Below are 26,732 nucleotides of genomic sequence, written 5' to 3'. Positions count from 1 at the left end.
GGCGGTTGGCCAAAGCCCTGAACCTACCAAACATTTCAAATTTCTGATTTACTGAATTTTAGGCTCCAAATGAAAAACAAATCATTCGCCCCTGAATTCACCATGTCTCCACTGGCCTTCAGACTCGGCGCCTTGGCATTTGTTGTTATCATGATGCTGATGTGCGCATTTTCATTGTATTGGCTTTGGGAGCGCGTACTCCCCCTTTACGGACGCCTCTACAGAAACGCTCCTGTCGTAGAGACTCCCTATTTAGCTTTCACCCTACTTATGGCTCCTCCGGGCCTATTAGGCGCTATCATAGGAGTTTCAATTGCGGCGTGGACTGGAAAAAAATTTGATCCACCCAACAACTCTTTTCTGCATCGTTTTATATCACTCATGATATTCCTCTCCGTCAAGACAATAATTTATATTGTGCCCGTCATTATGATCCTGACCACGCTTACGCTGCTTAACAGAGGCTACTCTCCTTGCCCAAAGCTGCTTATCTCTGGGTCAGCCTGGCAGTTGTTTTGGGTAAACGACAAAAACGCATGTTTCAAGCCCACTCGCTACATTAATGATCATTGGCCTTGTAAAATGATAGGCAATCAGGAAGTATGCATACAGGTGGATGGAAGGTGAATGAATTAAGGAGGAGTAGAGCAAAGGAGCTTTACTTCAGTGACACACAAGGGAACTGAAACTATACGGTTTTAGGTGCTTCAGCAATTTAATGAAGTCACGAGATGATCTAATCCACTCCGCCTAAATTTACAACCTACTTTGAACCCATGAACAATAAAACACGAGTTTCGGCTTTAGCAATTTCCTCACTGCACTTAAGGGTCATCGCTTTAGCCCTTATCTTCGCCATTATCCCGGTGGGTACGCTTTCATTATATTGGCTTTGGGAGGATATGATACCTATATACGGACGCATCTATCGAAACGCCCCGGTAGTAGAAACTCCATACCTAGTTTTCTGCTTGCTGATGGGACCGCCTGCCCTATTGCTCGGAATCATAGGCGCTTCAATTACCGTGTGGACTGGAAAAAAATTTAACCCACCAAACAACTCATTTTTACACAGATTCTCAGCGCTGATGATGTATCTCTCGGTTAAGACAATGTTTTATATTGTGCCTGCAATTATGACCCTGACCACACTTACATTACTCTACAGAGACTACACTCCTTGCCCAAAGCTACTTATCTCTGGGTCAGCGTGGCAGCTATTCTGGGTAAATGACGAAAACGCATGCTTCAAGCCCACTCGTTACATCAATGATCATTGGCCTTGTAAAATGATTGGCGAACAGGAGGTGTGCATCCAGGTAGACGGTAAATAAACAGGATTAGCAAACCGCCAACCACCAGATCGAGGACAGGATGAAATTCAGCGACGCGTTCAAAAGCCGTGAACACATGTTTTCCATTGGAGTCGAGGAGACTACAGGCCGCTTTTACGTATCGATTCCAGTTAGCAACGGAATGGTTGACTACGAGGAATACTACGAAATTGACCGTGCCAGTTTCGATCTATTCCAAAAGGATCCGTGTCGTCGTAGAGAGTTAGATAATTTGCTAATTGTGCAGACGGGAGCAAATAGAGGAACGGCTGTCTAAGGCAAACTCGTCACTCCGACCCCGGGGGGACCGCAGCTTTAAAAATCAAAATCCTTGAACGGCTACCTCCATGTCAAAACTACTGCAGCGCTTGAAAACCTTTTTCGGACAAAAGCCAGCATCTCCACCAGCCCCCACCGAGCAGGTTGTCGATGCAGCCCCCAACACCGAAGTGGACAAGCCACTTTCCCGAGTGGAAAGGAACCTGTCCTGGCTGCCGATCAATCGTGAGCCAGAAGTGTTTGTCCCGCTGATGCCCCCGGCCTGCCCGGACCTGACGCTTGTGGATGCCCTCCTGTTGCAGCGTTATCGGGTTTTCGTCATAGCGAATGACCCGGCCGACCGGCCATCAGAGACCACGATAAACCGCGATTACGCCAGCCAATTGGCGAGTGACTTGTACGGCAAAGCGACAGACCTTGGTTATTGTCGAGGCACTGACTCCTCGTTCGAAATCTATTGGCTCACGCAATGTGCGGCGATTGTCTCGCTGCTGTCTCACGGACCAGAATCAGAACAATTCCTGACCTATAGAAAACACGTTGATTACAATCGAGACTCTGCCCGGACCGGTGAGCAAGTTCGAATGTTTGATGAATACGTGGCGTCGCGCAGCTATCAAACCGCTGGAGCCGGGAAGGACCGCCGTCTGAAAACGCCGATAACGGCCCTCGACTACATCGACAATGCGATAACCATCACTGCCCTGAGGTACAACGGCTGTCCAGAGTTCCAGATTTACTCAAGCTCGCTGATTCAGTTGCAATTCATCAGAAACGTGTTGCTGGACGTTGAAAAAGATAAAGCCCGGTTGCACCAATTGACTATCGGCGCTTGGGCCGGCAAAGAGTTTGAAGCCGACGATCCTGAACTTGCCAGCGCACTCGGGACTGCCTTCTACATTGCCGATCAGATTGCACACGGCCTGAAGATTCAGCTGCCGAATGGATTGCCGCCGGAAAGTCTTCTTCGTACATGACATTGCTGCGACTTCACGGATAGCGCTAGAGGTAACGTAATGACCGAAACGTGGTACCGCGTTGACAACGGAATCCTATGGATAGCGAATCAACCCATTCACCTGCCTCACCCGGTCAACGTCGCCTTGCCGCATGACGACAGGCTCGCGGTACTGATCGAGCCCTCATCAAATGTCATTTCCAACAAAAACATCCTTGCACTATCGAGGCATGGAACAGTGCTTTGGTACATCCAGGAAAGTCCCCACGGTACACAAGCCGATAAACCCTACATGAGCCTTCACTGCGACAAAAACGGGGCGCTGATCGCTGGTAACTGGAATGGCGTCAGCTACTCGGTCGATTGGCACAATGGCTCCGTCAGCGTTGTGAGCGTTGATAAGTGATTTACCGAAAACACTAGTGCTCAGGGCTGTCACCATGAAAGACCTCCACAAGATCTCCTCGAACATCGCCCGAACAGCAGAACTGCTAAGGAGATTCGGCCACCCGCAATGGGCCGACAGACTTGAGGAGTGCAGCCTTGCGCTGCCTCAGGATACGGCGTACGCGTTGTCTCGATTGATGTCGCTCTACGGCGGCATGGGCTCGATCAACGACGTTGTTCTGTATGAAGACGCAACGCCCTTGCTGGCCGAAAATAACGAACTTCAGACGCTGCTATCAGACCTCCATCAGCTCTGCGCAGGGTGCCATTGAACTTCGCACCCCACGCTTGCAGGCCCAAATCGGCGATGTGCCGGATCGGCAATGGCGCCTTTAGGTTCCCAAATACCAATTGCTCGGGCGTCCGCAACAACACCGTCTTGTTCGCCCGCTTGAGCATGCGCAACGAGAATGGCAGCAGGCACGCCATCAATACGACCAGCCCCCCAGCAACCAGTATCATCGATTTGCCGATGCAGTGGCCGGCACTGGCGATTGCGTTTGTCTGCGCAGTGATTGCCTTGCTGAAGCAAGCTTACCGACCGCTCGCCAAGGGCGGTCGCGTTTCTACTTGTTCAAGGCTTACACGGTAGGTGGTGTAAGTGTCGCCGTCTTCAAGGTAAAGGTTGCTCTGGTAATTCGAGACTGCGCCTTTGAGTTTGATGTGCAGGCCGTTGGAGACACGCTGGATTACCACGTCTTTCAAGTCAGTGTCCGAGACCAGGAAGGGCGGGGTCTTTCCGAGGAGCACCTTCATCGTCTCATTATTCCTACCGTCGCCATTGTTGACGTAGAACCTCAGGCTTTTGGGCTCATCTGCATCCCTGGCATCTTGAACGATGTAGATCGACTGCCCCGGAATGAAGTCTTGCTTCAGGACTATCTCAGAAGGAAACTCCGGTTTGTGCAGATACGCATAGATGACAACGCCTACAAGGCAGAGCAAAAAGATAATCGCGAGATACTTTTTAACTCTGACTACAAGCGTTTGCAGTTCGGCCTTATTCATGGGATTCAACTGTAATCGAAGGTGAATAGCACCAACCCTTCAATCGGCGCGTGAACATGACGATCATGTCTGCGCCGGCCGGGTTTACGGTGCTGATACCCAAGCTGAACAAAGGGTGCAGATCGCTGGCCAGCTCCAGTTGATCGGCCTACAAACACGGCTTCAACAGGCGGGAACGGCAGCATGCCGGTGGGGACTTTGCTGAAGTCGGGGGTGTGATCGTCGGTCATCAGAGATTCTTCCTTGTGGGTCGCCACGGATTGAGCACTTTGGGTATCAATGGCTGTCCTGGTAAGCACCCAGCATGGCGCAGTGGTGACATTTGAATAGGTAGGCGGTAAGTCCATGATCCTCATCCAGGACATTGAAGAACGCTTGCCACTGCGGACCTTCCTCAAAGCCTGTTGAGGCCTGAACGGCAGCGATGGCTGCCGGGCCCAGTTCAAGCAACTCTGCATGGCCGGCCTTACCGACAAACTCGGCTGCGTCGTCACAGTGAGTGAACCAGCGCTCTTGCTGCCAGCCATTAAAACCAGGCGTGCGCTGGCTGACTTCGGCGATCTGCGCCTCGTTCAGCGTGTCTTCGCCGTCCAGGCCGATACTCTCTTCATCGACAAACGTCGCGCCCAGGCCTTGCCAATGCTGAAAGCCTTCAAGCCTGCTCGAATCGCTGCTGCAGCAAGTGCCGCGCAGTACCGGCATTGAGGTAGGTCCCTATCAGTTCCGCCAATTGTTCATTCTTGAGCTTTTTGTCGTCCCGGCAGAACTGAATCAACTGTAACTGGACCCAGCGCTTTTTCTTGTCGAGCTTGGCATCAGGGGAAAAGAACGATCGTGAGGCCAACTCAGGCATGGGCGCATCGTCTTCCAGCAGCAAATTCAGGTGCAGTCCCTGCCCCATTTGCAGGCCAAAATCAGCAACGTGCCGGATCGGCAGTGGTGCCTTCAGGTTGGCAAAAACGAAGTGCTCGGGCGTCAGCAGCAACGCGGTCTTGTTCGCCCGCTTGAGCAAGCGCAACGAAAACGGCAGCAGGCATGCCATCAAAACAACGAGCACCCCACCAGCGACCAGTATCATCGATTTGTTACTCCCCAAAGCCTGCGGCAACAGCCACGGCAAGACCAGCAGGCCCAAGCCCAGCAGCAAAAACAGCGAGAAGCAACCCAGGGTAATCCACCCACGCAGCCGCGCGCCTTCATGCAACCGGACTTCCTCCATGGCATTGCCGGCATGGCTGCGCAGCTCTTGCACCACCGCTGCATCCTGCTCCACATAGTGGCCGAGAAAGTCCTCGGTAATGCGCGCACGCAATGCTTGGGGATCGGCGAAATAGTGATCCATCGCGGCGCTGGCTTGTGCCGCCATGATCGGTCGGGTGCCGCGGCTGACGGCCTCTTCGACCGTGACGTGCAGGGACGCCAGTCGTTCGCGATGGGAGGGATGGGTATCCGATGGATGAGGCAGGCTGGCTGCCATGTCCTCCTCGGGCAAGGTCAGCGGCTGCGCGGCCAGCTCCTGCACGACGCTGACCGGCAAGTCGCGGGTCACGGGGTGTTCGGTACTGGGGTTGGTCGCGCGGACCACATGGGTCGAGACACCCTGTTGCAACAAGGGGTCGATGGCAGAGATGCGCACCAGCGCCGACGCGATGGCGATATTCCCCGTCAACTGCGCACCTGCCGCGTCCGCCGCCAGCTCCCGCACGCGGCTCCAATGGTTCACCGCATGATCGAAACGCTCCATGAAATATTCACCGAGCATGAAGGCCGGCCACAGCGTCGTGCGTTGCAGTACATCGCTTTGCAGCATGGTCTCGGCAATCACCCCGAGACTGCGGCCGATACCCTCGTAGATCGGTACGAAGCGCAGGCTGTACTCGGTATCGGCTCCGGCGAAGTGCGCCAGTTCGTGACCGATGACCGCGCCGATTTCTGCCGTATCGAGCAAGCCCAGGTACAACATCGGCACGTGCAGAGTGCGGCCTTTTAGCAGCGTGTCTGCAGGAAGCAGGCTGACGTCGCTGGAGGTGACGTAAAAGCCTTCGGTCATGCCCAGTACGATGTGCTCGGGGGCCAGCGCGCCGAGCTGGTCCGCCAGCTCTCGAACGTACGCCCACAGAGCAGGCGCCTCTTCCGTTGTGACCGCCCGGCCCAGAATGCTCATCGGCGTGGGCTCAAACATGTGCAGCATGACCGGTAGCTGCTTGCCCATCTGCCAGATCGAATACAAGAAACCGAGCATCAGCATCAGAACGACGAGCATCAGCTTGAATTCACCGGTGGCCATTTTCCCCATGTGCCACAGCCCCAGGCCTTCGAAACCGAGGATGGCCGCTACCGCCGCCCCCATGGCGACGATGTGCCCCACCAGCAGGTACGGCAACAGACGACTCACTCGGCTGAAGGTGTGCAGTAACCGTTCACGGGAATGACTCGCGCGGGCACCGGCCCAACGCAAACCCAGCAGCCCCAGCACACCGACCAGCGAAGCCAGCAGGCCGAGGGCGATGACGCCCTTGGCCAGGTTGTTCATCACGGCTGCCATCGGTTGCAGGATGGTCAGTTCGTGCTCGGCTTGAGTCACGCGGGAAAAAGCCTGGTGAACGCCCATGCGCTCACCGTTGATATCCACCGTGGCCGAGCGTGAGAACGGCTTGGCAACCATCGCTGCCAGTTCGACATGCATCTCGCTCAGCTCGGCCTTGATATCCGAGAACTCCTTGATGCTCTCGGAACTGCGTTGCAACTCCCAGACACCCAACAATCCCAGGCAAAGCGGCAGGAGAAAAAGTACGGCGATAAGTTTCAATACTCTCATGAGAACAGGGCCTCAATAGCGCGTCGCCTGGCATCCATGGCGAGCGTAAATTCCATTTAACGAAGGCCCGAAAGCCCTCCCACTACTGCACGGTCCGACAAGAAAGTTCTGCGGCAAGTCGTACTCGGCGCGTTATACAGAAATATCGATGACATGTAACGCCAAACTAACCGAACAATCGTTCAGCATCGGGAAAGTTGTCCTTCCAAGCCCGGACATCCCGCGATGCCATCACTTTCGTAACGGCTAACATGATACTTATCCTTCAAAAGCCTCTTGGACGGACCTTCAATTGCCAATTGGGTGAACCGGTTCACCTTTTTCAAATTATTTTTCATTAAAAATTGGATCCACAACGCCGCTGAAACCATTGAATCAACTGGGTTTCAGAACTATCCGACACACACATCCCACAGATAATGGCAACCCGACATCATTGCGGCGTGTAACAAAAACGAGAAAAAATCCGCCGCCGATTGAACTTTCAGTTGCAACGAGTTGCCATACACGACGTTACTGGCATCTCGACATCCATATGCCAGCATCACACTCCCGGTTATTCCCGGCGGTGTGTTTTTTTGATAGCGAAAATTCGCAATCACCTCTCGTGAACAGGTGTTCATTCGAGAAATTAGTCGCTCGACATGCCCCGGTTTTTTTTCCAGGAAGGCGTGGAGCGTTCAAGGACGATGTACCGATGACTCAAGCGTTTTTTGATGTTGAAGCATTGATCAAGCTGCGAAGCCAGACCCGGGCCATTTCCGATGCGCTCAAGGCGCAGGCCTCGGACTATCTGGCGACCCTGGCTTTGCTGATTCGTCCTCAGGCGTTTTTCGGTGAGTACCTGCAAGGGGCGCAACGCAGCAGCGGGCGCGAGACCCAGCACCATTTCAAGGAACTCAAGGCGCTCTACGACCGCATTGGTTGCGACGCACCGTTCCAACTGGTCAATGAGCTCGAAGTTCCTCTGAACCTGCTCAGCACCACCCCGCAATTGTTTGCGCTGGAGTACGACAAGGTGCTCAGCGCCAGCGGTCAAACCATTCGTATCACCAGCCCCGTGCGCTGGGTGGTCGGGTTCAGTTCTTTCGATCTGGCCCGCTTTCGCACCGTCATCAAAGACCCCAATCGCAGCAGCGCCGAGCTGTACCGCTTCGTGGTGCACTACCTGGTGCTGTTCTACTGCCTGAGCAAGTCGCCCGGAATCGGCCGCCTGCTCGAAGGGCTGCGTTTCCCCGTCAGTTTCGAACGCTTGAAAGACTTCGGCGACCTGCCCTTCTGCGTCATCAGCTCGCCGGTTCGTTCGCAATTGCCCGACGAGGCGGTGATCCGCAGCAGCACCCAGATCGCCGGCAACACCAGCTTCGAAGAGCTGGTGGGCTTTGAAAACATCATGGACATGAACGATGAAATCCGTCAGCGCCTGCTGCTGACGATCGAAGGAACGTAACGCGCTCGGCCACCCATTGAACCGACACGCAAACGACTTGCAGCGAATTGTTCGCACAGGAGATCACGATGGCGAAGAAGGAAAGTACCCAGCACAAACTCGACCGCGTTCGCGCGCCTCGGGTCCATATCACCTACGACGTGGATATCGGTGACGCTCAGGAAAAGAAAGAGCTGCCCTTTGTCGTCGGTGTGCTGGGCGATTTCTCCGGCAACCCGCTGGAGCCGCTGCCGAAGCTCAAGGACCGCAAGTTCATTTTCATCGACCGCGACAACTTCAACGGTGTGCTCAAGGGCATCAAGCCGCGCCTGACCTATCGCGTCGACAACACCCTGGCAAAAAACGGTACTCAGCTGGGCGTGGAGCTCAACTTCAACGCCCTCGAAGACTTCGAACCGCAGAACGTGGTCAAGCAGGTCGAGCCGCTGCGCAAGCTGTTGGAAGTGCGCAACAAGCTGGCGGACCTGCGTAACAAGATGGGTGGCAACGACAAGCTCGAAGAGCTGCTGATGGACGTGTTGCAGAATACCGAGAAGTTGAAAACCCTGGGCAAGGAATTCGGCCGCGAAGCCGCCGTTCCCGCCACCGACGGCAAAGCGTAGGAGCCTGACGATGAACGACAAGCAAACCGTGACTCAACAGGACAGCACGCTGGTGGAAGTGGACAGCTTCACCGCGCAATCCTCGTTGCTCGACAGCATCATTTCCGAAAGCCGCGTGGCCCGTTCCGAGACTGAACGCACCCGTACCCGCGACCTGATCGGCGAACTGGTCAACCAGATCCTCGAAGGCGAAATGACGCCGAGCAAGGACCTGATCGCCGTGCTCGATGCGCGTATCGCCGAAATCGACGCGATGCTCTCCGAGCAGATGAACGAGATCATGCATGCCGGGGAATTCCAGCAGCTGGAAGCCTCCTGGCGCGGCCTGAAGTATCAGGTCGACCAGACCGAGACCAGCACCACACTGAAGATCCACCTGCTCAACGCGTCGAAAAAAGACCTGGTTCGCGACCTCAAGGCCGCCTCCGAATTCGACCAGAGCGCGCTGTTCAAGAAGATCTACGAAGAAGAATACGGCACCTTCGGCGGTGCGCCGTTCGGCATGCTGCTGGGTGACTACGAGTTCAATCGCAGCCCGGAGGACATGTACCTGCTCGAGGAGATTTCCCATGTCGCCGCGGCCGCCCACGCACCGTTCATCTCGGCGGCGTCGCCCGAACTGTTCGGCTGGGATTCGTTTACCGACATGTCCGGCCCACGGGATCTGGCGAAGATTTTCGACACCGTCGAGTACGCCAAGTGGAAGTCGTTCCGCGCTTCGGAAGACTCGCGCTACGTGGGCTTGACCCTGCCTCACGTGCTCGGTCGCCTGCCTTACGGCCCGGATACCACCCCGGTCGAAGAATTCAACTTTGTCGAAAGCGTCGACGGCCGTGACCACAACAAGTACCTGTGGATGAACGCCGCCTACGCGCTGGGCACCCGGGTCACCGATGCGTTTTCCCGTTACGGCTGGTGCGTGGCCATTCGTGGTGTCGAAGGCGGTGGCCTGGTCGAAGGCCTGCCGACCCACACGTTCAAGACCGATGACGGCGAAATCGCCCTCAAGTGCCCGACCGAAATCGCCATCACCGACCGTCGTGAAAAAGAGCTGTCGGACCTGGGCTTCATTCCGCTGGTGCACTGCAAGGGCACGGACTACGCCGCGTTCTTCGGTACGCAGTCGGCGCAAAAACAGAAGCAGTACAACACCGACATCGCCAACGCCAACGCGCGGCTGTCCGCGCAGTTGCAGTACATTTTCGCCACCTCGCGCATCGCGCACTACATGAAGGCGATCATGCGCGACAAGATCGGCAGCTTCGCGTCCCGCAAGGACGTCGAGCTGTTCCTCAACAAGTGGCTGTCGAGCTATGTGCTGCTGGATGACACCGCCAGCCAGGAAGCCAAGGCCAAGTTCCCGTTGCGCGAAGCGCGGGCCGAAGTGTTCGAGGTACCCGGCAAGCCAGGCGTGTACAAGGCCGTGACGTATCTGCGTCCACATTACCAACTGGACGAGCTGACCGCTTCGTTGCGCCTGGTCGCTGAATTGCCGCAATCGACCCGCGGCTGATCGAACACGTTGCCAAGGAGGCACCATGACCAGTCAACACAAGTTGTTGCCATCACTGCTGGACCGATTGCTGGACGATCGTCCGCATCAGTCCATCGAAGCGTCATCGCAACGCTTGTGTTCGCTGGCCGATTACAAGGCCAGCATCGTTCGCGACCTGGAAATTCTGGTCAACACCCGCCAGTCCCTGGTCGCCAACGAGCTGGACGGTTTCGTCAACCTGAGCGGCAGCATCCTCGACTATGGCATGCCGGATTTCACCAGCCGCAGCGTGCTTGATCCCCAAGACCGCCTGTTGATTCAACGACAACTGGAGAAAGCGATCACCGTCGGCGATCGACGGTTTCGCAGCGTAAAAGTCCAACTGCTCGCCCAGCAAACCGGCCAACGCATGCTGACCTTCCGCGTGGACGCAGTACTGCGCCTGCAGGACATCACCCGTCAGGTTTCCTTTGACGCTGTGCTGCAGGTCAACACCCAGGAATACAAAGTGCAGAACCTCAACTGATGCTCGACGATCTGCTGCCCTACTACGAAAAGGAACTGTCGCACCTGCGCTTTCTGGGCCAGGAGTTTGCGAGCCAGTACCCGAAGATTGCTTCGCGGTTGCTCATCGAGGGCGATAACTGCGAAGACCCGCATACCGAGCGCTTGATCGAAGCCTTCTCGTTCCTGTCCGCTCGCGTGCACAAAAAACTCGACGATGAACTGCCGGAAATCGTCGAGTCGTTTCTCGAAGTGCTGTACCCGCATTACCTGCGCCCTACCCCGTCGATGTCGATCGTCGAGTTCAACCTGGGCAAGCAGGAAAAAGTCACCGAAGCTTTTCGCGTCGCCCGGCACACCGAGCTCAGCGCCAACCCGATTGATGGCGTGGTGTGCAAATTCCGCACCTGCTACCCGGTCGAACTGTGGCCGGTGGCGGTGCATCAGGCGTCGTTCATTGAAATGGAACGCTCGGCGTTCAACGGTCATACCGCTGACTTGGTCGCGCGCCTGCGCATCGGCCTGACGGCGACCTCCGATATCTTGTTCGGCAAGATGGAACTGGACAGCCTGCGCTTTTTCCTCGACGGCGAAAGCACCCTGATGCTGCAGCTCTACGAGTTGCTGTTCAACAATCTGGCCAAGGCCACGTTGTCGTTCGAGGATGAGGGGCGAACCCGCGAGATCACCTTGCCGGCGAACGCATTGAACGCCGTCGGTTATGGTCGCGATGAAGGCTTGGTGGATTACTCGGAGCGCTCGTTCCTGGGTTATCGCTTGCTGCACGAGTACTTCACGTTCCCGGACAAGTTCATGTTCTTCGATCTCTCGGGTTTTGCGCGGCTGTTAGCGGGCAAGAATCTCGAGAAGATCGAGATCAACTTCTACTTTTCCGATTACGACCTGAGCGATCGCCTGGCGCGCCTGACGCAGAACATCGGGCGCAATAACTTCAAGCTCAACTGCACGCCGATCATCAACCTGTTCCGCCAGCAGGCCGAGCCGATCAAGTTGACCCATACCCAGCACGAGTATGCCGTGACGCCGGATGTTCGCCTGCAAGGCTCGGCGGAAGTGGTGTCGATCGATCGTGTGCGACGGGTGCGCAAAGTCGGCGGTGTCGATCAGGTCGGTACTTGTCATCCGTTCTTCGAACCGCGTGGCGATCAGGGTCCCGGCCAGAGCTTCTGGATCGCCCGCCGTCGGCCGGTGCAGTCGCGCCAGCGTGACGGCTCGGACGTGTTTATCCGCGTGGTCGATCGCGAACTGGAGTTGCTCAACTCCAGCAACGACACCTTGAGCCTGCGCCTGACCTGCAGCAATCGTGACCTGCCGCTGATGCTGCCGTTCGGCGGTGAGCGCGGCGACTTCAACATTCCGGGCAACTCGGTGATCCAGGACATTCGCTGCCTGCGCAAACCGACCGCCACCGCGCGTGTGCCGCTGGGCAACGGGGTGATCTGGCGGTTGATTTCGCACCTATCGCTCAACCACATGTCGCTGGTATCCCAGGGTCGCGAAGTGCTGCTGGAGCTGCTGTCGCTCTACAACTACCGCAATGCGTCGGCGCTGCGCAAACAGATCAACGGCATCGTCTCGATCAGCAGCGAGCCGGTGGTGGCACGCATCGGCCATCCGCGCCCGAACTTTGTCCGCGGCGTCGGCATCACCCTGAATTTCGATGAAAGCCAATACACCGGCAGCGGTGTGTTTTTGTTCGGCATGGTGCTCGACCATTTCTTTGGCCAGTACTGCACCATGAACAGTTTTACCCAATTAACCCTTCGCACCTTGCAGCGCGAAAAGAGAGTCGTCCAATGGCCACCGCGAACCGGCGATCAACCCCTGGTCTGATCGATCAGGCACGGGCTGAGCCGCACCGATTCGAGTTTTTCCAATTGGTGCGCTTGCTCCGCCTGCATTACAGCAGAACCGGGCGCATGGACCTGGACACTCGGCCGCACGAAGACCCGTTGCGTTTTCGCTCGCAGCTGTCGCTGAACTTCCCTGCCAGTGAAGTCAGCGACTTGCAGTTCGAGCGTGAAGGCAAGGTATCGGCGGCAGGTTTGCCCCTGTCTGAAGTGCAAGTCACGTTCATGGGGCTGGTCGGGCCGTCCGGCGTGTTGCCGCGCCCCTACACCGAATTGTTGATCGACCGACATATCCAGCACCGCGATGATGCGGCCCACGCCTTCCTCGATATGTTCTCGCATCGCATGACCACGCTGTTCTACGAGGCCTGGCAGAAATACAAGTTCTACATCGAATACGAACGCAAAGGCACCTCGGATTTCGATCGCTACCTGCTCAACCTGGTCGGCTTCGGGCCACAGGCGCAGAAGCAGAAATTCGACAGGCAAGGCTCGCCGCTGCGACGCGAACTGTTCAGCTATTTCTCCGGCCTGTTCGCCCAGAAGCCGCGCAACTCGCTGAACCTTGAAGTGATGCTGAGCTTCTATTTTTCGCTGCCGTTCAAGGTCAAGCCATTTGCCGGACGCTGGCTGAAACTCGACGCCAGCCAATGCACGCAATTGGGCCGCAAAAACGCCGTGCTCGGGCAAAGCGCAGTCGCCGGTAACCGGGTCTGGGACTACCAGTCGTGCGTGCGCATCGAGCTCGGTCCGCTGGACCTGGTCGACTATCAACGCTTCCAGCCAGGCACCGTGGACTACCGCAAACTGGTGGAGCTGGTGCGGTTCTACGTCGGCGCCGAACTGGACTTCCAGTTGTCGCCCCGGCTCAAACCCGAAGCAGTACCCGTGGCTCGCCTCGGGCGCCAGGGCAACGTTGCACTGGGCTGGCAAGGCTGGCTCAAGCGCCCCGGTGTCGACGTGGAACCTTCCCGTTGTGCCCTCTTCCACATTCCTTTTGATGGGGTCTCCCTGTGAACCTGAAGTCCCTGTTTGCCAAACTGAACGACACCAGCCGCACCGCCACCGAAAGTGCTGCGGCCTTGTGCCTGTCGGAACAGCATTACGACGTCGAGATCGAGCACCTGTTGTTGCAGTTGCTCGACAGCAACGACAACGACCTGCCCGCCATCCTGCGTCACTACGACGTGGTGCCGGATCGCCTGCAAGCTCAGTTGGTGAGCGCGCTGGGGACGTTCAAGAAAGGCAACACCCGCACGCCTGCGCTGTCGCCGCACATTACGCGAATGATCGAGCAAGCCTGGGTGCTGGCCTCTATCGAGTTCGGGCAAGGGCAGATTCGCACCGGTTATCTGTTGCAGGCATTGCTGGATGACAACGAACTGCGCCGGGTGGTCATCGCATCGGCCCCCGAGCTGGAAAAAATCAACGCCGATGACCTGCGGGTCAACCTCGGCGCGCTAGTCGAAGGCAACGCCGAATCGCAGCAAGCCAAGCCGTTGGCGGGGGCAGACGTCGCAGCGCGCAGCACCGTTAAAGGCAACGGCAAGACCCCGGCTCTGGATCAATACACCATCAACCTGACGCAAAGTGCGCGCGAGGGCCGGATTGATCCGGTGCTGGGCCGGGAGTTCGAGGTTCGGCAGATGGTCGACATTCTCACCCGTCGGCGCCAGAACAACCCGATCCTGACCGGTGAAGCCGGCGTGGGTAAAACCGCCGTGGTTGAAGGCCTGGCGCTGCGCATCATTCAAGGGGATGTGCCGTCGGTACTCAAAGACGTGGCCATCCATACGTTGGACCTGGGTTTGCTCCAGGCCGGTGCCGGGGTGAAAGGCGAATTTGAAAGCCGCCTCAAGTCGGTCATCGAAGAAACCAAGCGCAGCCTGCACCCGATCATCCTGTTCATCGACGAAGCCCACACCCTGATCGGCTCCGGTGGCCAGGCCGGGCAAAACGACGCGGCCAACCTGCTCAAGCCAGCCTTGGCCCGTGGCGAATTGCGCACCATCGCGGCGACCACGTGGGCCGAGTACAAGAAGTATTTCGAGAAAGATGCCGCCCTCGCCCGCCGCTTCCAGGTGGTGAAGGTCGAAGAGCCGGACGAGGACAAGGCGATCCACATGCTTCGCGGCTTGCTGGCCAAGATGCAGGATCACCACAACGTCACGGTGATGGACGAAGCGCTGGTGCAAGCCGTGCGCCTGTCCAATCGCTACATCACCGGGCGCCAGCTGCCGGACAAGGCCGTCAGCGTATTGGACACCGCCTGCGCGCGGGTTGCCCTCGGTCAATCGTCGCAACCGGGGCCGCTGGAAGACTGCAAAAGAACCCTCGACAACCTTCAGGCGGAAATATCGGTGCTGCAGCAAGAAGCCGCCAAGGGCAGCGACCATGCCCGGCGCCTGGCGATCCTCGACACCGAGCTGCAAGCGCAGCAGCAAACCCGCGATGCCCTGGAACAACAGTGGCAACGCGAACTGGAACTGGTGGAAAAACTCGGCGCGCTCAGCCATCCGGACAACCAGACACCGGATGCCCGCGAGATTGCGGCGGTACGCGCCGAGCTGACCAGCGTCCAGGGTGAACAACCGTTGGTGCATGCGTTGGTCGACGGCGGGACCATTGGCGAAGTGATCTCCGGTTGGACCGGCATTCCTCTGGGCAAAATGCTCCGTGACGAAATCGACACCGTCCAGCGCCTGCCCGCGCTGCTCGGCGAACGGGTGCTCGGACAAGATCACGCCCTGCAGGAAATCGGCAAGCGCATCAAGGTATCCCGCGCACGCATGGAAGACCCGAACAAGCCGATCGGCGTGTTCCTGCTGCTCGGCCCGAGCGGCGTCGGCAAGACCGAAACCGCGCTGGCCCTGGCCGACACCTTGTACGGCGGCGAACGTAACCTGATCACCATCAACATGTCCGAGTACCAGGAAGCCCACACGGTATCGAGCCTCAAGGGTTCGCCACCGGGTTACGTCGGTTACGGCGAAGGCGGCGTGCTGACCGAAGCCGTGCGGCGCAAGCCTTACAGCGTGGTGCTGCTGGATGAAGTGGAAAAAGCCCACCCGGACGTGCTCGAACTGTTTTTCCAGGTGTTCGACAAAGGCGTGCTGGATGACGGTGAAGGCCGGGAGATCAACTTCCGCAACACCGTCATCATCCTCACCTCCAACACCGGCACCGACCGCATCATGCAGTGGTGCCTGAATGCCGAGCAGCAACCGGCGCCGGAAGACATCGTCGAAGGCCTGCGCGACGAGTTGAACCAGGTATTCAAACCGGCGTTCCTCGGCCGCTTGAGCATTGTCCCGTACTACCCGGTCAAGGACGCCATCCTGGAGCGCATCGTCGCGCTCAAACTCGAGCGCATCCGCAAGCGTTTCGAGCGCAACCATCAAGCCGTCCTGAGCTACGACCAAGCACTGGTCAAAGCCATTGCCTCGCGCTGCACCGAAGTCGACAGCGGCGCTCGCAACGTCGACAACATCCTGTCGAAAAGCCTGATGCCGGAACTGGCGCAACGGGTCCTGGAGCGGATGGCGCAGGACAAGCCGATCCAGAGTTTGAACATCGCGTTGGGCAGCGACGGCGATTTCGCCTACAGCCTGTGCTGAATGAGTTTTTAAAGGTAGCCATCATGGATAACAGACATTCAAGGAAGCGCCCTGCGCAGCCGGCATTGGCAAAATGCCTGACCGCAGTGGCATTGATGATGGCGTTGACCGCCTGTGGCGTCACCGACCGTGTCAGCAAGCGGGTCGACGATACGTGGGCCGGCGACATGCTGTTCGACGATAACGAGAAGGTCATCCTGACCTCCGATGGCGGTAATCAACTCAACCCCGACGCGTCCGGCACACCGCTGTCCGTCGTGATTCGCGTGTATCAGTTGACGTCGCTGCAGCGCTTTTCATCGATCGACGCCGACACGCTGTGGGACGACCCGCAAAAAGCCCTCGGCAATACGCTGCTCGAAAACCGCGAAATCACCTTGCTGCCGGGCATGGGGCAAGTCGACAAGTGGCCGTTGAACAAGGCCGCGGGCTACGTCGGTGTTGCCGCGTTTTTCCGCTCGGAAGAAAACAGCCGCTGGAAGGTGGCGTTTGACGCCAACTCGCTGCGCAAGGATGGCATCTGGTTTTCCGCCGATGGCCTGCGGGTGTTGGTGGACAACAACACGGTATCCGTCGTGAACGGCGTCGATGTGTTGAACAAACCCAAGTCCCAGGAACAGCTCGCCCAAGCCTCCGCCCTGCCCGATTCACCAGCGAAACCGACCCTTACCCAGCGTGTGCAGGACGCGGCCGTTCAACAGGCTGAAGAGACGGCGACCAACTCCGCGCAAAAAGCCACCAAGTCAACATTAAACTCTCTATTGGAAGGCGTTCATGAGTAAGCAAAGCCGGGTGATGTGGTCAGAAGGCATGTTCCTTTTGCCACAACATTTCCAATATCAGGATGAGTTCCACCAGCATCAGCTGGCGGAGTCGACGCTGCGCAACACGCCTTTCCATTGGGGCGTGCAAATGCTCCAGGTCGATGAAGAGGCACTCGCCACCGGTTCCTTGCAGCTGAAACGGCTGAAGCTGGTGTTTCCCGACGGCAGCCTGTACGACGCGCCGCAGCACGATCCGCTGCCGGCGGCGCGCGATCTGAAGGACTTGCTCAAGGGCAACGACCTGAAGGTCTACGCCGCGCTGAAACTGCCAGAGCCGTTCGGCATGAACTACGTCGAAGACGGTCAGGAACAAAAAAGCGCGCGCCGGTTTCGCAAGCAATTCGATACGTTGCCGGACCTCAACGAAGGCGACCTCGAGAACGAAATCACCAGCCTGCGCCTGAACGTGGTGATGCTGATCGACGGCGACAACCTGGATGGCTACAGCCACTGCCCTATCGCCCGGCTGTCGCGCAATAACATCGGCGGCTTCAACCTCGATCCGCACTTCGTGCACCCGACCCTGCATGTCGGCACTCACGAAACCCTGACCGGTCTGGGCAAGCGCTTGCTCGGTGCGCTGCAATCGAAAAGCAAGGCGCTATCGGGTCGTCGTCGTGAACGTGCGGACCAGATTGCCGAGTTCGGCTCCAGCGACGTGACTCTGTTCTGGCTGTTGAACACGGTGAACCGTGCGCACCCGGGACTGGCGCACCTGCTCGCCCATCCGCGCCTGCACCCCGAGCGTCTGTACCTGTTTCTGGCGGAACTCGCGGGCGGCTTGCTGACGTTTTCGCTGGACACGCAACTCAACGACATCCCCGAGTATGACCATCACGACCCGGCGGCCTCGCTGGTCAAGCTCGATGAAATGATTCGTGTCCTGCTCGACAACGTCGTGCCTAACCAGTGCGTGATGATCAACCTGACCCAGACCAAGCCTTCGTACTGGCAGGGACAGCTGCTCGATCCGCGGCTGGCCGAGGCCGATTTCTATATTTCGGTGCACGCCGACATGCCCGGTTCCAGCTTGCTCGAACTGGTGCCGCGGGCGTTCAAGGTCGGTTCGCCGGAAGACATTGAGGTCGTGGTCAACAGCGCCATGCCCGGCGTTACGCTCAATCACTCGACCCGTTTGCCCAACGCGATTCCGGTGCGACTGGACAATCACTACTTCTCCATCGAGCCGCATGGCCGGGTGTATGAACGCATGATGAGTGCCCAGGCCATCTCTTTTTACGCACCCAGCGCCTTTACCAATCTCAAGCTTGAACTGATGGCGGTACTCAAATGAACGAAGCCGTAATGCAAGGCGCCGTGGCGCCCGCAACCGAAAAACCGGTGTTGAAAGACCTGGTGCAAGACTTCATCAGCATGGCGCTGATCGTGCGCAAAGGCCGTCAAGTGACCTCGGTCACCGCTTTTGAGGCGAGCATCGACGCCTTCTTCTCGACACTGGAACGCGAAGCCCGTAACGCCAACTACAGCGTTGAACAAGTGAAGGACACGCAGTACGCCCTGTGTGCGTTCCTCGACGAAAGCGTGTTGCGCTCCGGGGAAAACGATCTGCGTCGTCACTTCGAACTGCAACCGTTGCAGTTCCGCTACTTCGGCGTGCACCTGGCCGGTGAAGGCTTTTTCGAGAAAATCGATTCGTTGCGCAGTGACGTCAAGCAGAACCTGGATGTGCTCGAGGTCTATCACCTGTGCCTGGCGCTGGGTTTCGAAGGCAAATTCAGCCTCGGCCATAAAGACCAGTTGCGTTATCTGGCCAACACCCTGGGCCAGGACATCGCGCGGTACCGCAAGACGCCCAAGGCGCTCTCGCCGGATTGGGCATTGCCCGACCAGGTTTCGCAGATGCTGCGCCATGAAGTTCCCGTTTGGCTCTATCTGGCGCTCATTGCGCTGGTCTGCGTGGGTGTCTACCTGACGCTGGACTGGCTGTTGGCCAAGGACGTAGCCGCACTGTCCGAACAAATCAGCCAGCTGTTCAGTGCCTGAGCGCACTCAGGTAATCGAGTCAGGAAGACATGAAGACATTATTGCGTTTGTTGAAAAGTTTCTGGTTTGTCATCCCCGTGCTGTGGCTGGCGAGCCTGGCGGTTGGCTGGTTCATGGCACCGCACGTGAGCTGGTTGCGTGGCTACACGCTGGAGGCGATGGCGATCATCAGCGCCTTCTATCTGCTGATCATCGTGCTGCGTCAGTACAAGCGGATCCGCGCTGAACACAACCTTGAGAACCTGGTGCAGATCGAGGTCGATCGATCGCTCAAATCCACCGGTGAATTCCGCGACCAGCAAGTGCTGCGCGAACGGCTCAAGCACGCCATCGCGATGCTGCGCACCGACCGCTCGGCCGGTGGCGGCGGTTCGTCGGCGCTGTATGACTTGCCGTGGTACCTGGTCATCGGTATGTCCGGTGCCGGCAAAACCTCATTGCTGACGCGTTCCGGCCTGTCCGCGAGCATCGCCAACAGTGCCAATGACACCCAAAGCGGCACGCAACATTGCGACTGGTACTTCAGCCCTGAGGCCGTGATGATCGATACGGCCGGCCGTTACCTGCGGGACGACCAGTCGGCCAGCGAATTCGCCGCGTTCCTGCGGATGCTGAAAAAACAACGCAACAAAGCCGCCGTAAACGGCCTGGTGCTGGTGGTGAGCCTGCCCGAGCTGCTGGCGGCCAGCGTCACCGAGCGCAACGAGCTCGCCGCGCAACTGGTGACGCGCATCGAGGAATACACCGACTGCCTGGACGCCAACCCGCCGATCTACCTGATGCTGAGCAAGACCGATCAGCTGCCGGGTTTCAGCCAGGCTTTTGAAGGCCTGGACCTGAACGAACGCCAGCAACCGCTGGGCATGACCTTCGGTTTGTCGGAAATCCGCAACCAGGGTTTGCGCCCGGTACTGGATACCAAGCTGGCCAACCTGCACAGCCATATTCGCCGTCACGTCGACGCGCAGATGGTCGCGCTGGGCGCCCATGCCAACAGCGCGCTGCTGAACTTCCCGAACTATTTTTCCGAACTGTCGATCGTGCTCGAGCAATTTCTCCAGCACTTCGCCCAGACCGGTCATACGGGTACGCAACTGTTGTTGCGCGGCCTGTATTTCACCAGCGCCTTGCAGACCGATCAGCAACTGAGCCAGGTGTATGAAGATGATCTCGCCGACTCGTTTTCGCTGCTGCCGGAAGCCGAGCACGGCACGCACACGCACAGCAGCGGCAAGAAAATCAGCGACCGCAGCTATTTCATCACCGATACGTTCCGCCGCGTGATTTTTCCGGACCGCGACCTGACGCTTTATCAGTCGCGTTCCGGACACAACAAATCCTTCAGCCCTGCGGTGCTGGGCGTGGCCGTATTGGCTGCACTGGTGTTCATTGGCTGGCAAACCCTGTCCTTCCAGAACAACCGTCAGTGGCTGGCGGCATTGCGCGAGCAGCTGAACGAGCTGCAGCAATCACCGGAGCGCGCCGAGTTGCTGGCCTCGGGCCAAGGCTTGGAATTGCTCCGCGATCAACTCGCCGCCATCGAGAAGTACCGTGCCAAAGGCGTGCCGCTGCAACTCAGCGCTGGCCTGTATCGCGGCGATGACATCTACCGCGTCGCACAGACTGCTTATTTGCAGCAGTTGCGTACTCAGGCACTCGAACCGATCACCCTGCAACTTCAATTGCAGATGCGCGCCTTCAATGAGTTCGCAAAAACCATGGACCCGCAGAACAGCTTCGCAGCGGCGCCCGCCAATGCCGGCAGCCCGTCAGCCAAAGCTCGCGCGCAAGGGCTGAAAGTGCCGACCCGCTTGAGCAGTGTTCCGCGCAGCGCCGGCGATGTCACCAGCCGTTTGAGCGCGGCGGCCAAGGGTGCCGCGAATAAGGTGCGCGGCGATGCGTTGACCGCACTGCGTAATCCAGCGACGACGAGCGACGCCGCTGAACTGTCGGCGACTACGGGCGGGCTCTCGTTGTCCGAGGAAATGCTCGGTCGACTGGATGAGCGTCAGGTGGCTTCCATCATCGAGTCCTATAACGCGCTGAAGCTGTACCTGATGCTGACGCAACCCGATACCCACCCCGAGCCAGAGTTCGTCAGCGCTGCCTTGCCGGTTGCATGGGCCAAGACCGCCAATACCGACAACCCGGCCAGCACAGCGGTTATTCAGGACAACTCGCCGGTCTACGTGCAACTGCTGAAAAATGGCCAGGCGCCGTCCCTGCCCCGTAACGAGCGATTGATCAGCGAAACCCGCAATAGCCTGAAGTCGTTCATGATTTCCAGCTCGTTGGTGGACCGCGAATATCTGCGCCTGCAATTGGAGTCCAGTCGCCAGTTTCCGGCCGTGGGCCTGAGCGATCTGGTGCCGCTGCCTGGGCGTCAGCTGTTGTACGGCAGCGAAGCGGTCCCGGCGATTTTCACCCGTCAGGGTTGGGAACAGTTTGTGAAGCCTGAGCTGATCAAACTGCTGTCGGGCAATCTGCAAAACGAATCGGACTGGGTGCTCGATGGCGAAGGCGGCGACAGCCTGGTGCAGAAAGCCAACTTCATCCGTGAGTTCATGACGCGTTACAAACGCGACTACACCCAAGCCTGGTACACCCTGATCGACAGCGTCGGTGTTCGCCATTTCACTGACATGGCCAACGCGACCCAGCAACTGTCGCTGCTCAGCGACGTGCAGAACTCGCCGGTGAAAAACCTGCTGGCAGCGGTCAACGACAATACCCAATGGGATGTGCCCGCACCGCGGGAAACGCAGCAACCGGGGATCAAGCGCGATGACGGTTTCTGGGGCAAGGTCACGGGGATTTTCGATGGACAGGACACCTCGCCCAACGCGCTGATTTCGCCGCTGCCTGCGGTGGACGACGGCAGCCTGGCCAAGCGCTTCGAACCGGTGTCGCGGGTCTTCGCCGTGCAAAACGCCGAGGGCGCCGACAGCACGATCATGGATCGCTACCTGGCGGCGCTGCGCAAACTCAAGGTACGGATGAACAACATCCAGCGCTCCCAAGACGTCGGCAAAAGCAGCAAGCAACTGATCAGCGAAACCCTGGAAGGCCAGCCGAGCGAAGTCACCAGCGTGCGCAACTACGTAGAAACCACCGTCGACACCAGTCAGGGCGGCCTGTCGACTTCGCTGCAAGGCCTGTTCAGTCTGCCGATTCAGTTTGCCTGGGAAACCCTGCGCGATCCGGCCGGCGAGCAGATCGCCAAGGCCTGGGCGCAACAGATCGCCAAGCCTTGGGAACAAGTCATGGCGCACCGTTACCCGATCGCGGCGGGCAGTGGCAATGAAGCCTCGGTCAAGGACCTGCAGCGTTTCGTCGACCCGGAATCCGGCTTGCTGCCCAACTTCAAGCGCAACGAGATCGGCAACCTGTCCGGGGGCGAAGGCCTCGGCATGAGCAGCGCCAGCAAGGCAACGCCGCTGGTCAATCCGAACATGGTCAACAGCATCGACAAGGCCAGCTCGCTGGGCCAAGTCATTGCCAGCCTGTCGGACCGGGAAAACGGCTTTGAAATCATGCTGGAGCCCGCGGCCTGGTTCACCGACATCATCTTCACCCTGGACGGTCAGGTGCAGCACTACCGCAACGGCAAGACCAGCTGGAGCCGCTTCTCCTGGCCAGGCACCACCACCGCGCCGGGTGCGCGCATGGACGTGGTCACGCTGAGCGGCGAACGCATCACGGTGTTCGACTACCCCGGTCGCTGGGGCCTGTTGCGCATGAATGACAGCGCCCGCGTCAGTGATCTGGATGGTATCCAGCAGCGTTTCAGCTGGAACACCGCCAGCGGTCAAGTCAGCCTCGCCGTGCGCAACTACGGTGGCGTCAAGCTGACCGACCTGGCGAACGTCAAGGCGCTGAGTGCACTCAACGGCAGCGGCGGACGCGTCCAGTGAGCACGCTCGCATTGAATCAGGGACGCGGCCAATGATTGGCTGTTTCGGAAAAGTGCCCGCGAGCCCGGACTTCGTCAGCCTGCACGGTGCGACCGACGACGTCTGCGAGTTCGATGCCTGGCTGCAAGGCGCATTGGGCGCCCTGCAGCCCCTTGAGAACTGGCGGGAGCTGTTCGACGGATTGCCGGTGTGCTTTTTCAGCTACCGCGCACGCAGCGGCAACGGGTTGGTCGGCGGCTTGATCAGTTCGAGGGATTCCAGCCAGCGGCGTTATCCGTTTTTCATTTTTCAAACGGTGAAAGCCAGCGACTCCGGGCCGTTGGTCAATCCTTTCACCCTGAGCGAACTGTTCAGCGGGCAGATCCGGCCGTTGCTGCACATGGCTGCCCAGGGCGAAAGTACGTCGGTGCTGTTCGACCGCATCAAGGCCTTGCGCCCAATGCAAGGTCAGGACTTCGAGTTGTTCCGGCGCGTGCATGACAAGTTCCTGGTGAACTTCAACCTGCGCGACATCGCCACCGCGCTGCAAGGCGCCTATCCGGAGTTTGTCACCAACGCCGTGCTGACCCGGCTGCTGGCCTTCAAAAGCCATCTGCATCAGCCAACGGCGATGGGCATTTCCCTGCCCCTGCCGGCGGAAAGAGGCCTGAAGAATCCGACAGCCGATTTGTGGATCACCTGGTTGGCGCGAATGACCGCCGGCAGCGGCGTGCCGCACGTCAGTCTGTTGGCGGACGACTTCATGCGCCCCCGGCTGATCTGCTTCCCGTCGCGCAATAACAGCGATGCCTACCGCGTGCTGACCGGTAGCGGCACCCGCTTGCAGAGCCATGACGTGCTGGCGTCATTCGATGCATTTGATGAGCACCACCCGAAACACGCCTTTCCCGAAATCGACCGCCCCCTTGATGACGTTATCGACCGTTTTGTCGACGCGCTGGATTTGAAGTCCGTATGAACAAGATCAAGTATTACTTCTTGCGCTTCCAACCCTACATTCTGGGGGTTTGTTTTTTCCTCACCATTTTCGTGGTGTGGGGCATTGGGCGTGCGTTTGACTTCAGCTCGCTGAACAGCCTGCTGACCGGGATCGGCGTGTTCCTGCTGCTCTCGGCCGGTTATGTGCTGCTGCTATATCGGGGCGTGTCACGGCACCACAACCTTGAAGGGCTGCTGCGCGACGACGCCGATCAAGCGGTGCTCAACGCCAGCCCGGCGGACCGCGAAGAAGTCAGCCAGTTGCGCGAGCGCCTGTTGCAGAGCATCGAGCGCCTGCACAACAACAAGCCGCGCGGCAGCAATCCCAAGGACGCGCTGTATGCCCTGCCCTGGTACCTGGTGATCGGCCAGCCGGCTGCCGGCAAAAGTACGATGCTCTATCAATCGGGCCTCAACTTCCCGTATGCGGAGCGTGAAGGCGCGCGCGTCGCCGGTCTGGGCGGCACCCGCAACTGCGATTGGTTTTTCAGTTCCGAGGCCGTGCTGCTGGATACCGCTGGGCGCTACATGAACAACCAGGAAGAAGCCGGCAAGTGGCGGGCCTTCCTGCAACTGTTGCGTCAACACCGCCAGCGTCGGCCGCTGAACGGCTTGATCGTCACCGTCAGCATCCACGACATTCTGCAAACCTCGCTCGAAGACCAGGAACGTATTGCCAAGCGCCTGCGCGAACGCATCCAGGAAACCCATGCGCTGCTGGAAGTACGACTGCCGGTGTACCTGGTGTTCACCAAATGCGACCTGGTACCGGGTTTTGCCCCGTTCTATCGCCAACTGGATGACGTTGCCCGCGGCGAAGTCATGGGCAAGACGTTTCCCCATAAGGGCTATGAACAGGCCGACTGGGGCCGGCAATTCGGCGTGGCGATGGACGAGTTGGTCAGCTATTGGCAGCAGGTGGCAAGCCAACAACTGGTCATGCAGGACATTCAGATCACCCGCCAGGATTCAGCGGTGTATCGCTTCCCGCTGGAGCTGGCGGCACTGAAGCCGAGGTTGCAACTGTTCGTCGACGCGCTCCTGCGCGCCAACCCGTACCAAAAGGCCGAACTGCTGCGCGGCTTCTATTTCACCAGTGCACTGGACGCCGACCAACCGGAAATGGGTGGGCACACGCGCCAGGTCACCGAGCGCTTCTCACTGGACAGCGATCAAGAGATCGCAAGCGGCAATGCGCAACCGCGTCCGCTGTTCATCAACAGCCTGTTCCGCAAAGTCATCATTCCCGATCAGCATCTGGTGGCGCTGTACACCACCAACCACCGTGAACGTCGGCGCAAGGCGGCGTGGATTGGCGGCGCCGGACTGGTGGCGATGCTGCTGTGCAGCTTGCTGGGCTGGTCCTATGTAAACAATAAAAACACCGTGCAGACCATTTCCACGGAACTGGCCGAGGCGGCCAAAACCGACGCCTTGGCAACGGGGCACTACACCGACTGGCAAACGCTGGATCGCATGCGCTTCTGGACCGCCCATTACTACGCTCAGCACCACGATGAAGGTGTGCCGATGCGCATGCGCCTGGGGCTTTATCAGGGCTACAAAGTCGAGCCGCTGGTGCGCAGTCAGTATTTCAACCGGCTGGAAAGCGTGATGCTCAAGCCGACCGCCGACAACCTGACCCGTTCGCTGTACCTGTTGACCACCCTCAAGGTGTATCAGCGCAACAGCAAGGAACTGCTGCCCGTGACCGGCGTGGACAGCGTCGAACCCAAGGCGCTGCCCAGCGACAACCGGGCGCAGTCCATCGCGGCGTTCGGCAAGACCACGCTGGACACCTACGTCATGCTTTCGCGTGCCCAGCGCGAAAAGGCTGATCCAGCGTTTCTGAAAGCGAAAATACCGGACTACTGGTACCCGGCGATTGCCCGTCAGACCGGCAAAACCATCGGTGCGTCGAATGACGGTTCGGCCTCTGATCAGGATTACGAGTTTGCCAGCCGGCAGATCAATTTCTACAGCGACCAGATCCATGAGCACGACGTACCTCGGATCCTCGATAACGCGTTCCTGACCTCCAGTTCGCGTAACTACATCAACAGTTTGCTCACCCAATCGTTGCGCTCGATCGAGACCATCACCCTGGAATCGGACACCTTGTTCGCCTTTGGCCGTGCCGACTTCCAGAGCCTGAAAACCGAAGGCCAGGGCCAGTTGAGCGCCATCGCCGGCAAGCTGTTGAGCACGCCGGACATCGGCAAAATCATCATCGCCGGGCACGCCGATCAACTGGGCGACCCGCAGGGCAACCTGCAGGTTTCCCGCCAGCGCGCACAAACCATCAAGACCTACCTGGTGGGCAAAGGCGTGCCGGGCGAACTGGTGGAAGCCGTCGGCGAAGGCAGCACCAAGCCCTTGGTCAAATGCAACATGCAGCAACCCAGGGCCCAGCTTATTCAGTGCCTGGAGCCTAACCGGCGCGTGGAAATCGAAGTACGGGCGCTCAACTGAGACGACCGTGCCTGTGAAGGAAAACTGTTGCCTTGGCCCGCTTGATGTTCGGCCCAGGCCGGTAAGACACCTCTCTTGATCGTTTCAAAGAGGTTAAAAACCAAGGGTTGCGATCTGTCCGCAGGTCGTTGCAGCCCTTTAAATGAAGGTAAGGAGA

The 26,732-nt window shown here is 58.4% G+C and carries 23 protein-coding genes; 19 read left to right on the top strand and 4 right to left on the bottom strand.

All coding sequences use genetic code 11. The annotated features are described in order from the left end of the window. The first annotated feature begins 102 nt into the window (after positions 1 to 102). The 6 genes from B0W55_RS31160 (at position 103) to B0W55_RS14730 (ending at position 3,290) form a co-directional block, all read left to right on the top strand. Positions 103 to 627 carry a hypothetical protein gene (locus B0W55_RS31160; RefSeq protein ID WP_083743194.1) on the top strand — a complete coding sequence of 175 codons (525 nt, stop codon included), beginning with the start codon at positions 103 to 105 and terminating at the stop codon, positions 625 to 627. A 149-nt stretch (positions 628 to 776) separates the two neighbouring features. Beyond that, the gene (locus tag B0W55_RS31155) at positions 777 to 1,334 is read left to right on the top strand and encodes a hypothetical protein (protein ID WP_077046710.1); all 558 of its coding nucleotides are present in this window, start codon (positions 777 to 779) and stop codon (positions 1,332 to 1,334) included. 40 nt (positions 1,335 to 1,374) lie between these two features. Continuing rightward, positions 1,375 to 1,611, top strand: a complete 237-nt coding sequence (locus B0W55_RS31150) for a hypothetical protein (protein ID WP_077046709.1) — start codon at positions 1,375 to 1,377, stop codon at positions 1,609 to 1,611. 70 nt (positions 1,612 to 1,681) lie between these two features. Further along, complete coding sequence (locus tag B0W55_RS31585; RefSeq protein WP_077046708.1) at positions 1,682 to 2,590, top strand: immunity protein Tsi6 family protein; 909 nt, start codon at positions 1,682 to 1,684, stop codon at positions 2,588 to 2,590. Positions 2,591 to 2,629: 39 nt separating this feature from the next. Beyond that, positions 2,630 to 2,977, top strand: a complete 348-nt coding sequence (locus B0W55_RS14735; protein ID WP_077046707.1) for a hypothetical protein — start codon at positions 2,630 to 2,632, stop codon at positions 2,975 to 2,977. A gap of 34 nt (positions 2,978 to 3,011) precedes the next feature. After that, on the top strand, positions 3,012 to 3,290 hold the full coding sequence (locus B0W55_RS14730) for a hypothetical protein (RefSeq protein WP_077046713.1): 279 nt from the start codon (positions 3,012 to 3,014) through the stop codon (positions 3,288 to 3,290). Positions 3,291 to 3,552: 262 nt separating this feature from the next. Here the strand turns inward: B0W55_RS14730 and B0W55_RS14725 are convergent, their stop codons facing one another. From B0W55_RS14725 to B0W55_RS14715, 4 genes are read right to left on the bottom strand one after another with little or no spacing between them, the layout of a single operon-like run. After that, positions 3,553 to 4,026, bottom strand: a complete 474-nt coding sequence (locus tag B0W55_RS14725; protein WP_077046706.1) for a hypothetical protein — start codon at positions 4,024 to 4,026, stop codon at positions 3,553 to 3,555. Between the two features lie 5 nt (positions 4,027 to 4,031). Then, positions 4,032 to 4,256 carry a hypothetical protein gene (locus tag B0W55_RS30020; protein WP_139340919.1) on the bottom strand — a complete coding sequence of 75 codons (225 nt, stop codon included), beginning with the start codon at positions 4,254 to 4,256 and terminating at the stop codon, positions 4,032 to 4,034. 46 nt (positions 4,257 to 4,302) lie between these two features. Further along, the gene (locus B0W55_RS14720; RefSeq protein WP_077046705.1) at positions 4,303 to 4,728 is read right to left on the bottom strand and encodes a CbrC family protein; all 426 of its coding nucleotides are present in this window, start codon (positions 4,726 to 4,728) and stop codon (positions 4,303 to 4,305) included. After that, positions 4,679 to 6,844 (bottom strand): M48 family metallopeptidase, encoded by a 2,166-nt coding sequence (locus B0W55_RS14715; RefSeq protein ID WP_077046704.1) that lies wholly within the window; start codon positions 6,842 to 6,844, stop codon positions 4,679 to 4,681. The genes B0W55_RS14720 and B0W55_RS14715 overlap by 50 nt, the downstream gene beginning before the upstream one ends. A 697-nt stretch (positions 6,845 to 7,541) precedes the next feature. Between B0W55_RS14715 and B0W55_RS14710 the strand changes: the two genes are divergently transcribed. From B0W55_RS14710 to tssM, 13 genes are all read left to right on the top strand, one after another. Then, positions 7,542 to 8,294: a hypothetical protein gene (locus B0W55_RS14710; RefSeq protein WP_077046703.1), complete on the top strand. Its 753-nt coding sequence runs from the start codon at positions 7,542 to 7,544 to the stop codon at positions 8,292 to 8,294. A gap of 68 nt (positions 8,295 to 8,362) precedes the next feature. Continuing rightward, positions 8,363 to 8,896 (top strand): type VI secretion system contractile sheath small subunit, encoded by a 534-nt coding sequence (gene tssB, locus B0W55_RS14705; protein WP_007978739.1) that lies wholly within the window; start codon positions 8,363 to 8,365, stop codon positions 8,894 to 8,896. 10 nt (positions 8,897 to 8,906) lie between these two features. Beyond that, positions 8,907 to 10,409, top strand: a complete 1,503-nt coding sequence (tssC, locus tag B0W55_RS14700) for a type VI secretion system contractile sheath large subunit (protein WP_077046702.1) — start codon at positions 8,907 to 8,909, stop codon at positions 10,407 to 10,409. Positions 10,410 to 10,434: 25 nt separating this feature from the next. Further along, positions 10,435 to 10,917, top strand: coding sequence for a type VI secretion system baseplate subunit TssE (gene tssE, locus B0W55_RS14695; protein WP_077046701.1), 483 nt, complete (start codon positions 10,435 to 10,437; stop codon positions 10,915 to 10,917). Further along, positions 10,917 to 12,749, top strand: a complete 1,833-nt coding sequence (gene tssF / locus B0W55_RS14690; protein ID WP_077046700.1) for a type VI secretion system baseplate subunit TssF — start codon at positions 10,917 to 10,919, stop codon at positions 12,747 to 12,749. The genes tssE and tssF overlap by 1 nt, the downstream gene beginning before the upstream one ends. After that, a complete protein-coding gene (gene tssG / locus B0W55_RS14685) occupies positions 12,713 to 13,783 on the top strand; it encodes a type VI secretion system baseplate subunit TssG (protein ID WP_077046699.1) in 1,071 nt (356 codons plus the stop codon). The genes tssF and tssG overlap by 37 nt, the downstream gene beginning before the upstream one ends. Beyond that, positions 13,780 to 16,383: a type VI secretion system ATPase TssH gene (gene tssH / locus B0W55_RS14680; RefSeq protein WP_077046698.1), complete on the top strand. Its 2,604-nt coding sequence runs from the start codon at positions 13,780 to 13,782 to the stop codon at positions 16,381 to 16,383. Before tssG ends, tssH begins: the two co-directional genes overlap by 4 nt. A gap of 23 nt (positions 16,384 to 16,406) precedes the next feature. Then, positions 16,407 to 17,165 (top strand): type VI secretion system lipoprotein TssJ, encoded by a 759-nt coding sequence (gene tssJ, locus B0W55_RS14675; RefSeq protein ID WP_077046697.1) that lies wholly within the window; start codon positions 16,407 to 16,409, stop codon positions 17,163 to 17,165. Then, on the top strand, positions 17,158 to 18,501 hold the full coding sequence (gene tssK / locus B0W55_RS14670; RefSeq protein WP_077046696.1) for a type VI secretion system baseplate subunit TssK: 1,344 nt from the start codon (positions 17,158 to 17,160) through the stop codon (positions 18,499 to 18,501). The genes tssJ and tssK overlap by 8 nt, the downstream gene beginning before the upstream one ends. Then, positions 18,498 to 19,211 (top strand): type IVB secretion system protein IcmH/DotU, encoded by a 714-nt coding sequence (icmH, locus tag B0W55_RS14665; protein WP_077046695.1) that lies wholly within the window; start codon positions 18,498 to 18,500, stop codon positions 19,209 to 19,211. Before tssK ends, icmH begins: the two co-directional genes overlap by 4 nt. A 29-nt stretch (positions 19,212 to 19,240) precedes the next feature. Beyond that, positions 19,241 to 23,125: a type VI secretion protein IcmF/TssM N-terminal domain-containing protein gene (locus B0W55_RS14660; RefSeq protein WP_077046694.1), complete on the top strand. Its 3,885-nt coding sequence runs from the start codon at positions 19,241 to 19,243 to the stop codon at positions 23,123 to 23,125. 31 nt (positions 23,126 to 23,156) lie between these two features. Next, positions 23,157 to 24,083, top strand: a complete 927-nt coding sequence (gene tagF / locus B0W55_RS14655) for a type VI secretion system-associated protein TagF (RefSeq protein ID WP_077046693.1) — start codon at positions 23,157 to 23,159, stop codon at positions 24,081 to 24,083. Then, positions 24,080 to 26,575 carry a type VI secretion system membrane subunit TssM gene (tssM, locus tag B0W55_RS14650; RefSeq protein WP_077046692.1) on the top strand — a complete coding sequence of 832 codons (2,496 nt, stop codon included), beginning with the start codon at positions 24,080 to 24,082 and terminating at the stop codon, positions 26,573 to 26,575. Before tagF ends, tssM begins: the two co-directional genes overlap by 4 nt. Positions 26,576 to 26,732: the final 157 nt, after the last annotated feature.

The sequence above is a fragment of the Pseudomonas sp. KK4 genome (assembly GCF_001984065.1).
GTDB lineage: Bacteria > Pseudomonadota > Gammaproteobacteria > Pseudomonadales > Pseudomonadaceae > Aquipseudomonas.
The sequence above is the reverse complement of the archived record's forward strand: the minus strand, read 5'-3'. Positions and strand labels throughout refer to the sequence as shown.

What these genes read in the sequence shown, in the direction of transcription:
- B0W55_RS31160 (WP_083743194.1), top strand. Translation starts at nt 103, where the DNA reads ATGTCTCCACTGGCCTTCAGACTCGGCGCCTTGGCATTTGTTGTTATC.
- B0W55_RS31155 (WP_077046710.1), top strand. Translation starts at nt 777, where the DNA reads ATGAACAATAAAACACGAGTTTCGGCTTTAGCAATTTCCTCACTGCAC.
- B0W55_RS31150 (WP_077046709.1), top strand. Translation starts at nt 1,375, where the DNA reads ATGAAATTCAGCGACGCGTTCAAAAGCCGTGAACACATGTTTTCCATT.
- B0W55_RS31585 (WP_077046708.1), top strand. Translation starts at nt 1,682, where the DNA reads ATGTCAAAACTACTGCAGCGCTTGAAAACCTTTTTCGGACAAAAGCCA.
- B0W55_RS14735 (WP_077046707.1), top strand. Translation starts at nt 2,630, where the DNA reads ATGACCGAAACGTGGTACCGCGTTGACAACGGAATCCTATGGATAGCG.
- B0W55_RS14730 (WP_077046713.1), top strand. Translation starts at nt 3,012, where the DNA reads ATGAAAGACCTCCACAAGATCTCCTCGAACATCGCCCGAACAGCAGAA.
- B0W55_RS14725 (WP_077046706.1), bottom strand. Translation starts at nt 4,026, where the DNA reads ATGAATAAGGCCGAACTGCAAACGCTTGTAGTCAGAGTTAAAAAGTAT.
- B0W55_RS30020 (WP_139340919.1), bottom strand. Translation starts at nt 4,256, where the DNA reads ATGACCGACGATCACACCCCCGACTTCAGCAAAGTCCCCACCGGCATG.
- B0W55_RS14720 (WP_077046705.1), bottom strand. Translation starts at nt 4,728, where the DNA reads ATGCCGGTACTGCGCGGCACTTGCTGCAGCAGCGATTCGAGCAGGCTT.
- B0W55_RS14715 (WP_077046704.1), bottom strand. Translation starts at nt 6,844, where the DNA reads ATGAGAGTATTGAAACTTATCGCCGTACTTTTTCTCCTGCCGCTTTGC.
- B0W55_RS14710 (WP_077046703.1), top strand. Translation starts at nt 7,542, where the DNA reads ATGACTCAAGCGTTTTTTGATGTTGAAGCATTGATCAAGCTGCGAAGC.
- tssB (WP_007978739.1), top strand. Translation starts at nt 8,363, where the DNA reads ATGGCGAAGAAGGAAAGTACCCAGCACAAACTCGACCGCGTTCGCGCG.
- tssC (WP_077046702.1), top strand. Translation starts at nt 8,907, where the DNA reads ATGAACGACAAGCAAACCGTGACTCAACAGGACAGCACGCTGGTGGAA.
- tssE (WP_077046701.1), top strand. Translation starts at nt 10,435, where the DNA reads ATGACCAGTCAACACAAGTTGTTGCCATCACTGCTGGACCGATTGCTG.
- tssF (WP_077046700.1), top strand. Translation starts at nt 10,917, where the DNA reads ATGCTCGACGATCTGCTGCCCTACTACGAAAAGGAACTGTCGCACCTG.
- tssG (WP_077046699.1), top strand. Translation starts at nt 12,713, where the DNA reads ATGGCCACCGCGAACCGGCGATCAACCCCTGGTCTGATCGATCAGGCA.
- tssJ (WP_077046697.1), top strand. Translation starts at nt 16,407, where the DNA reads ATGGATAACAGACATTCAAGGAAGCGCCCTGCGCAGCCGGCATTGGCA.
- tssK (WP_077046696.1), top strand. Translation starts at nt 17,158, where the DNA reads ATGAGTAAGCAAAGCCGGGTGATGTGGTCAGAAGGCATGTTCCTTTTG.
- icmH (WP_077046695.1), top strand. Translation starts at nt 18,498, where the DNA reads ATGAACGAAGCCGTAATGCAAGGCGCCGTGGCGCCCGCAACCGAAAAA.
- B0W55_RS14660 (WP_077046694.1), top strand. Translation starts at nt 19,241, where the DNA reads ATGAAGACATTATTGCGTTTGTTGAAAAGTTTCTGGTTTGTCATCCCC.
- tagF (WP_077046693.1), top strand. Translation starts at nt 23,157, where the DNA reads ATGATTGGCTGTTTCGGAAAAGTGCCCGCGAGCCCGGACTTCGTCAGC.
- tssM (WP_077046692.1), top strand. Translation starts at nt 24,080, where the DNA reads ATGAACAAGATCAAGTATTACTTCTTGCGCTTCCAACCCTACATTCTG.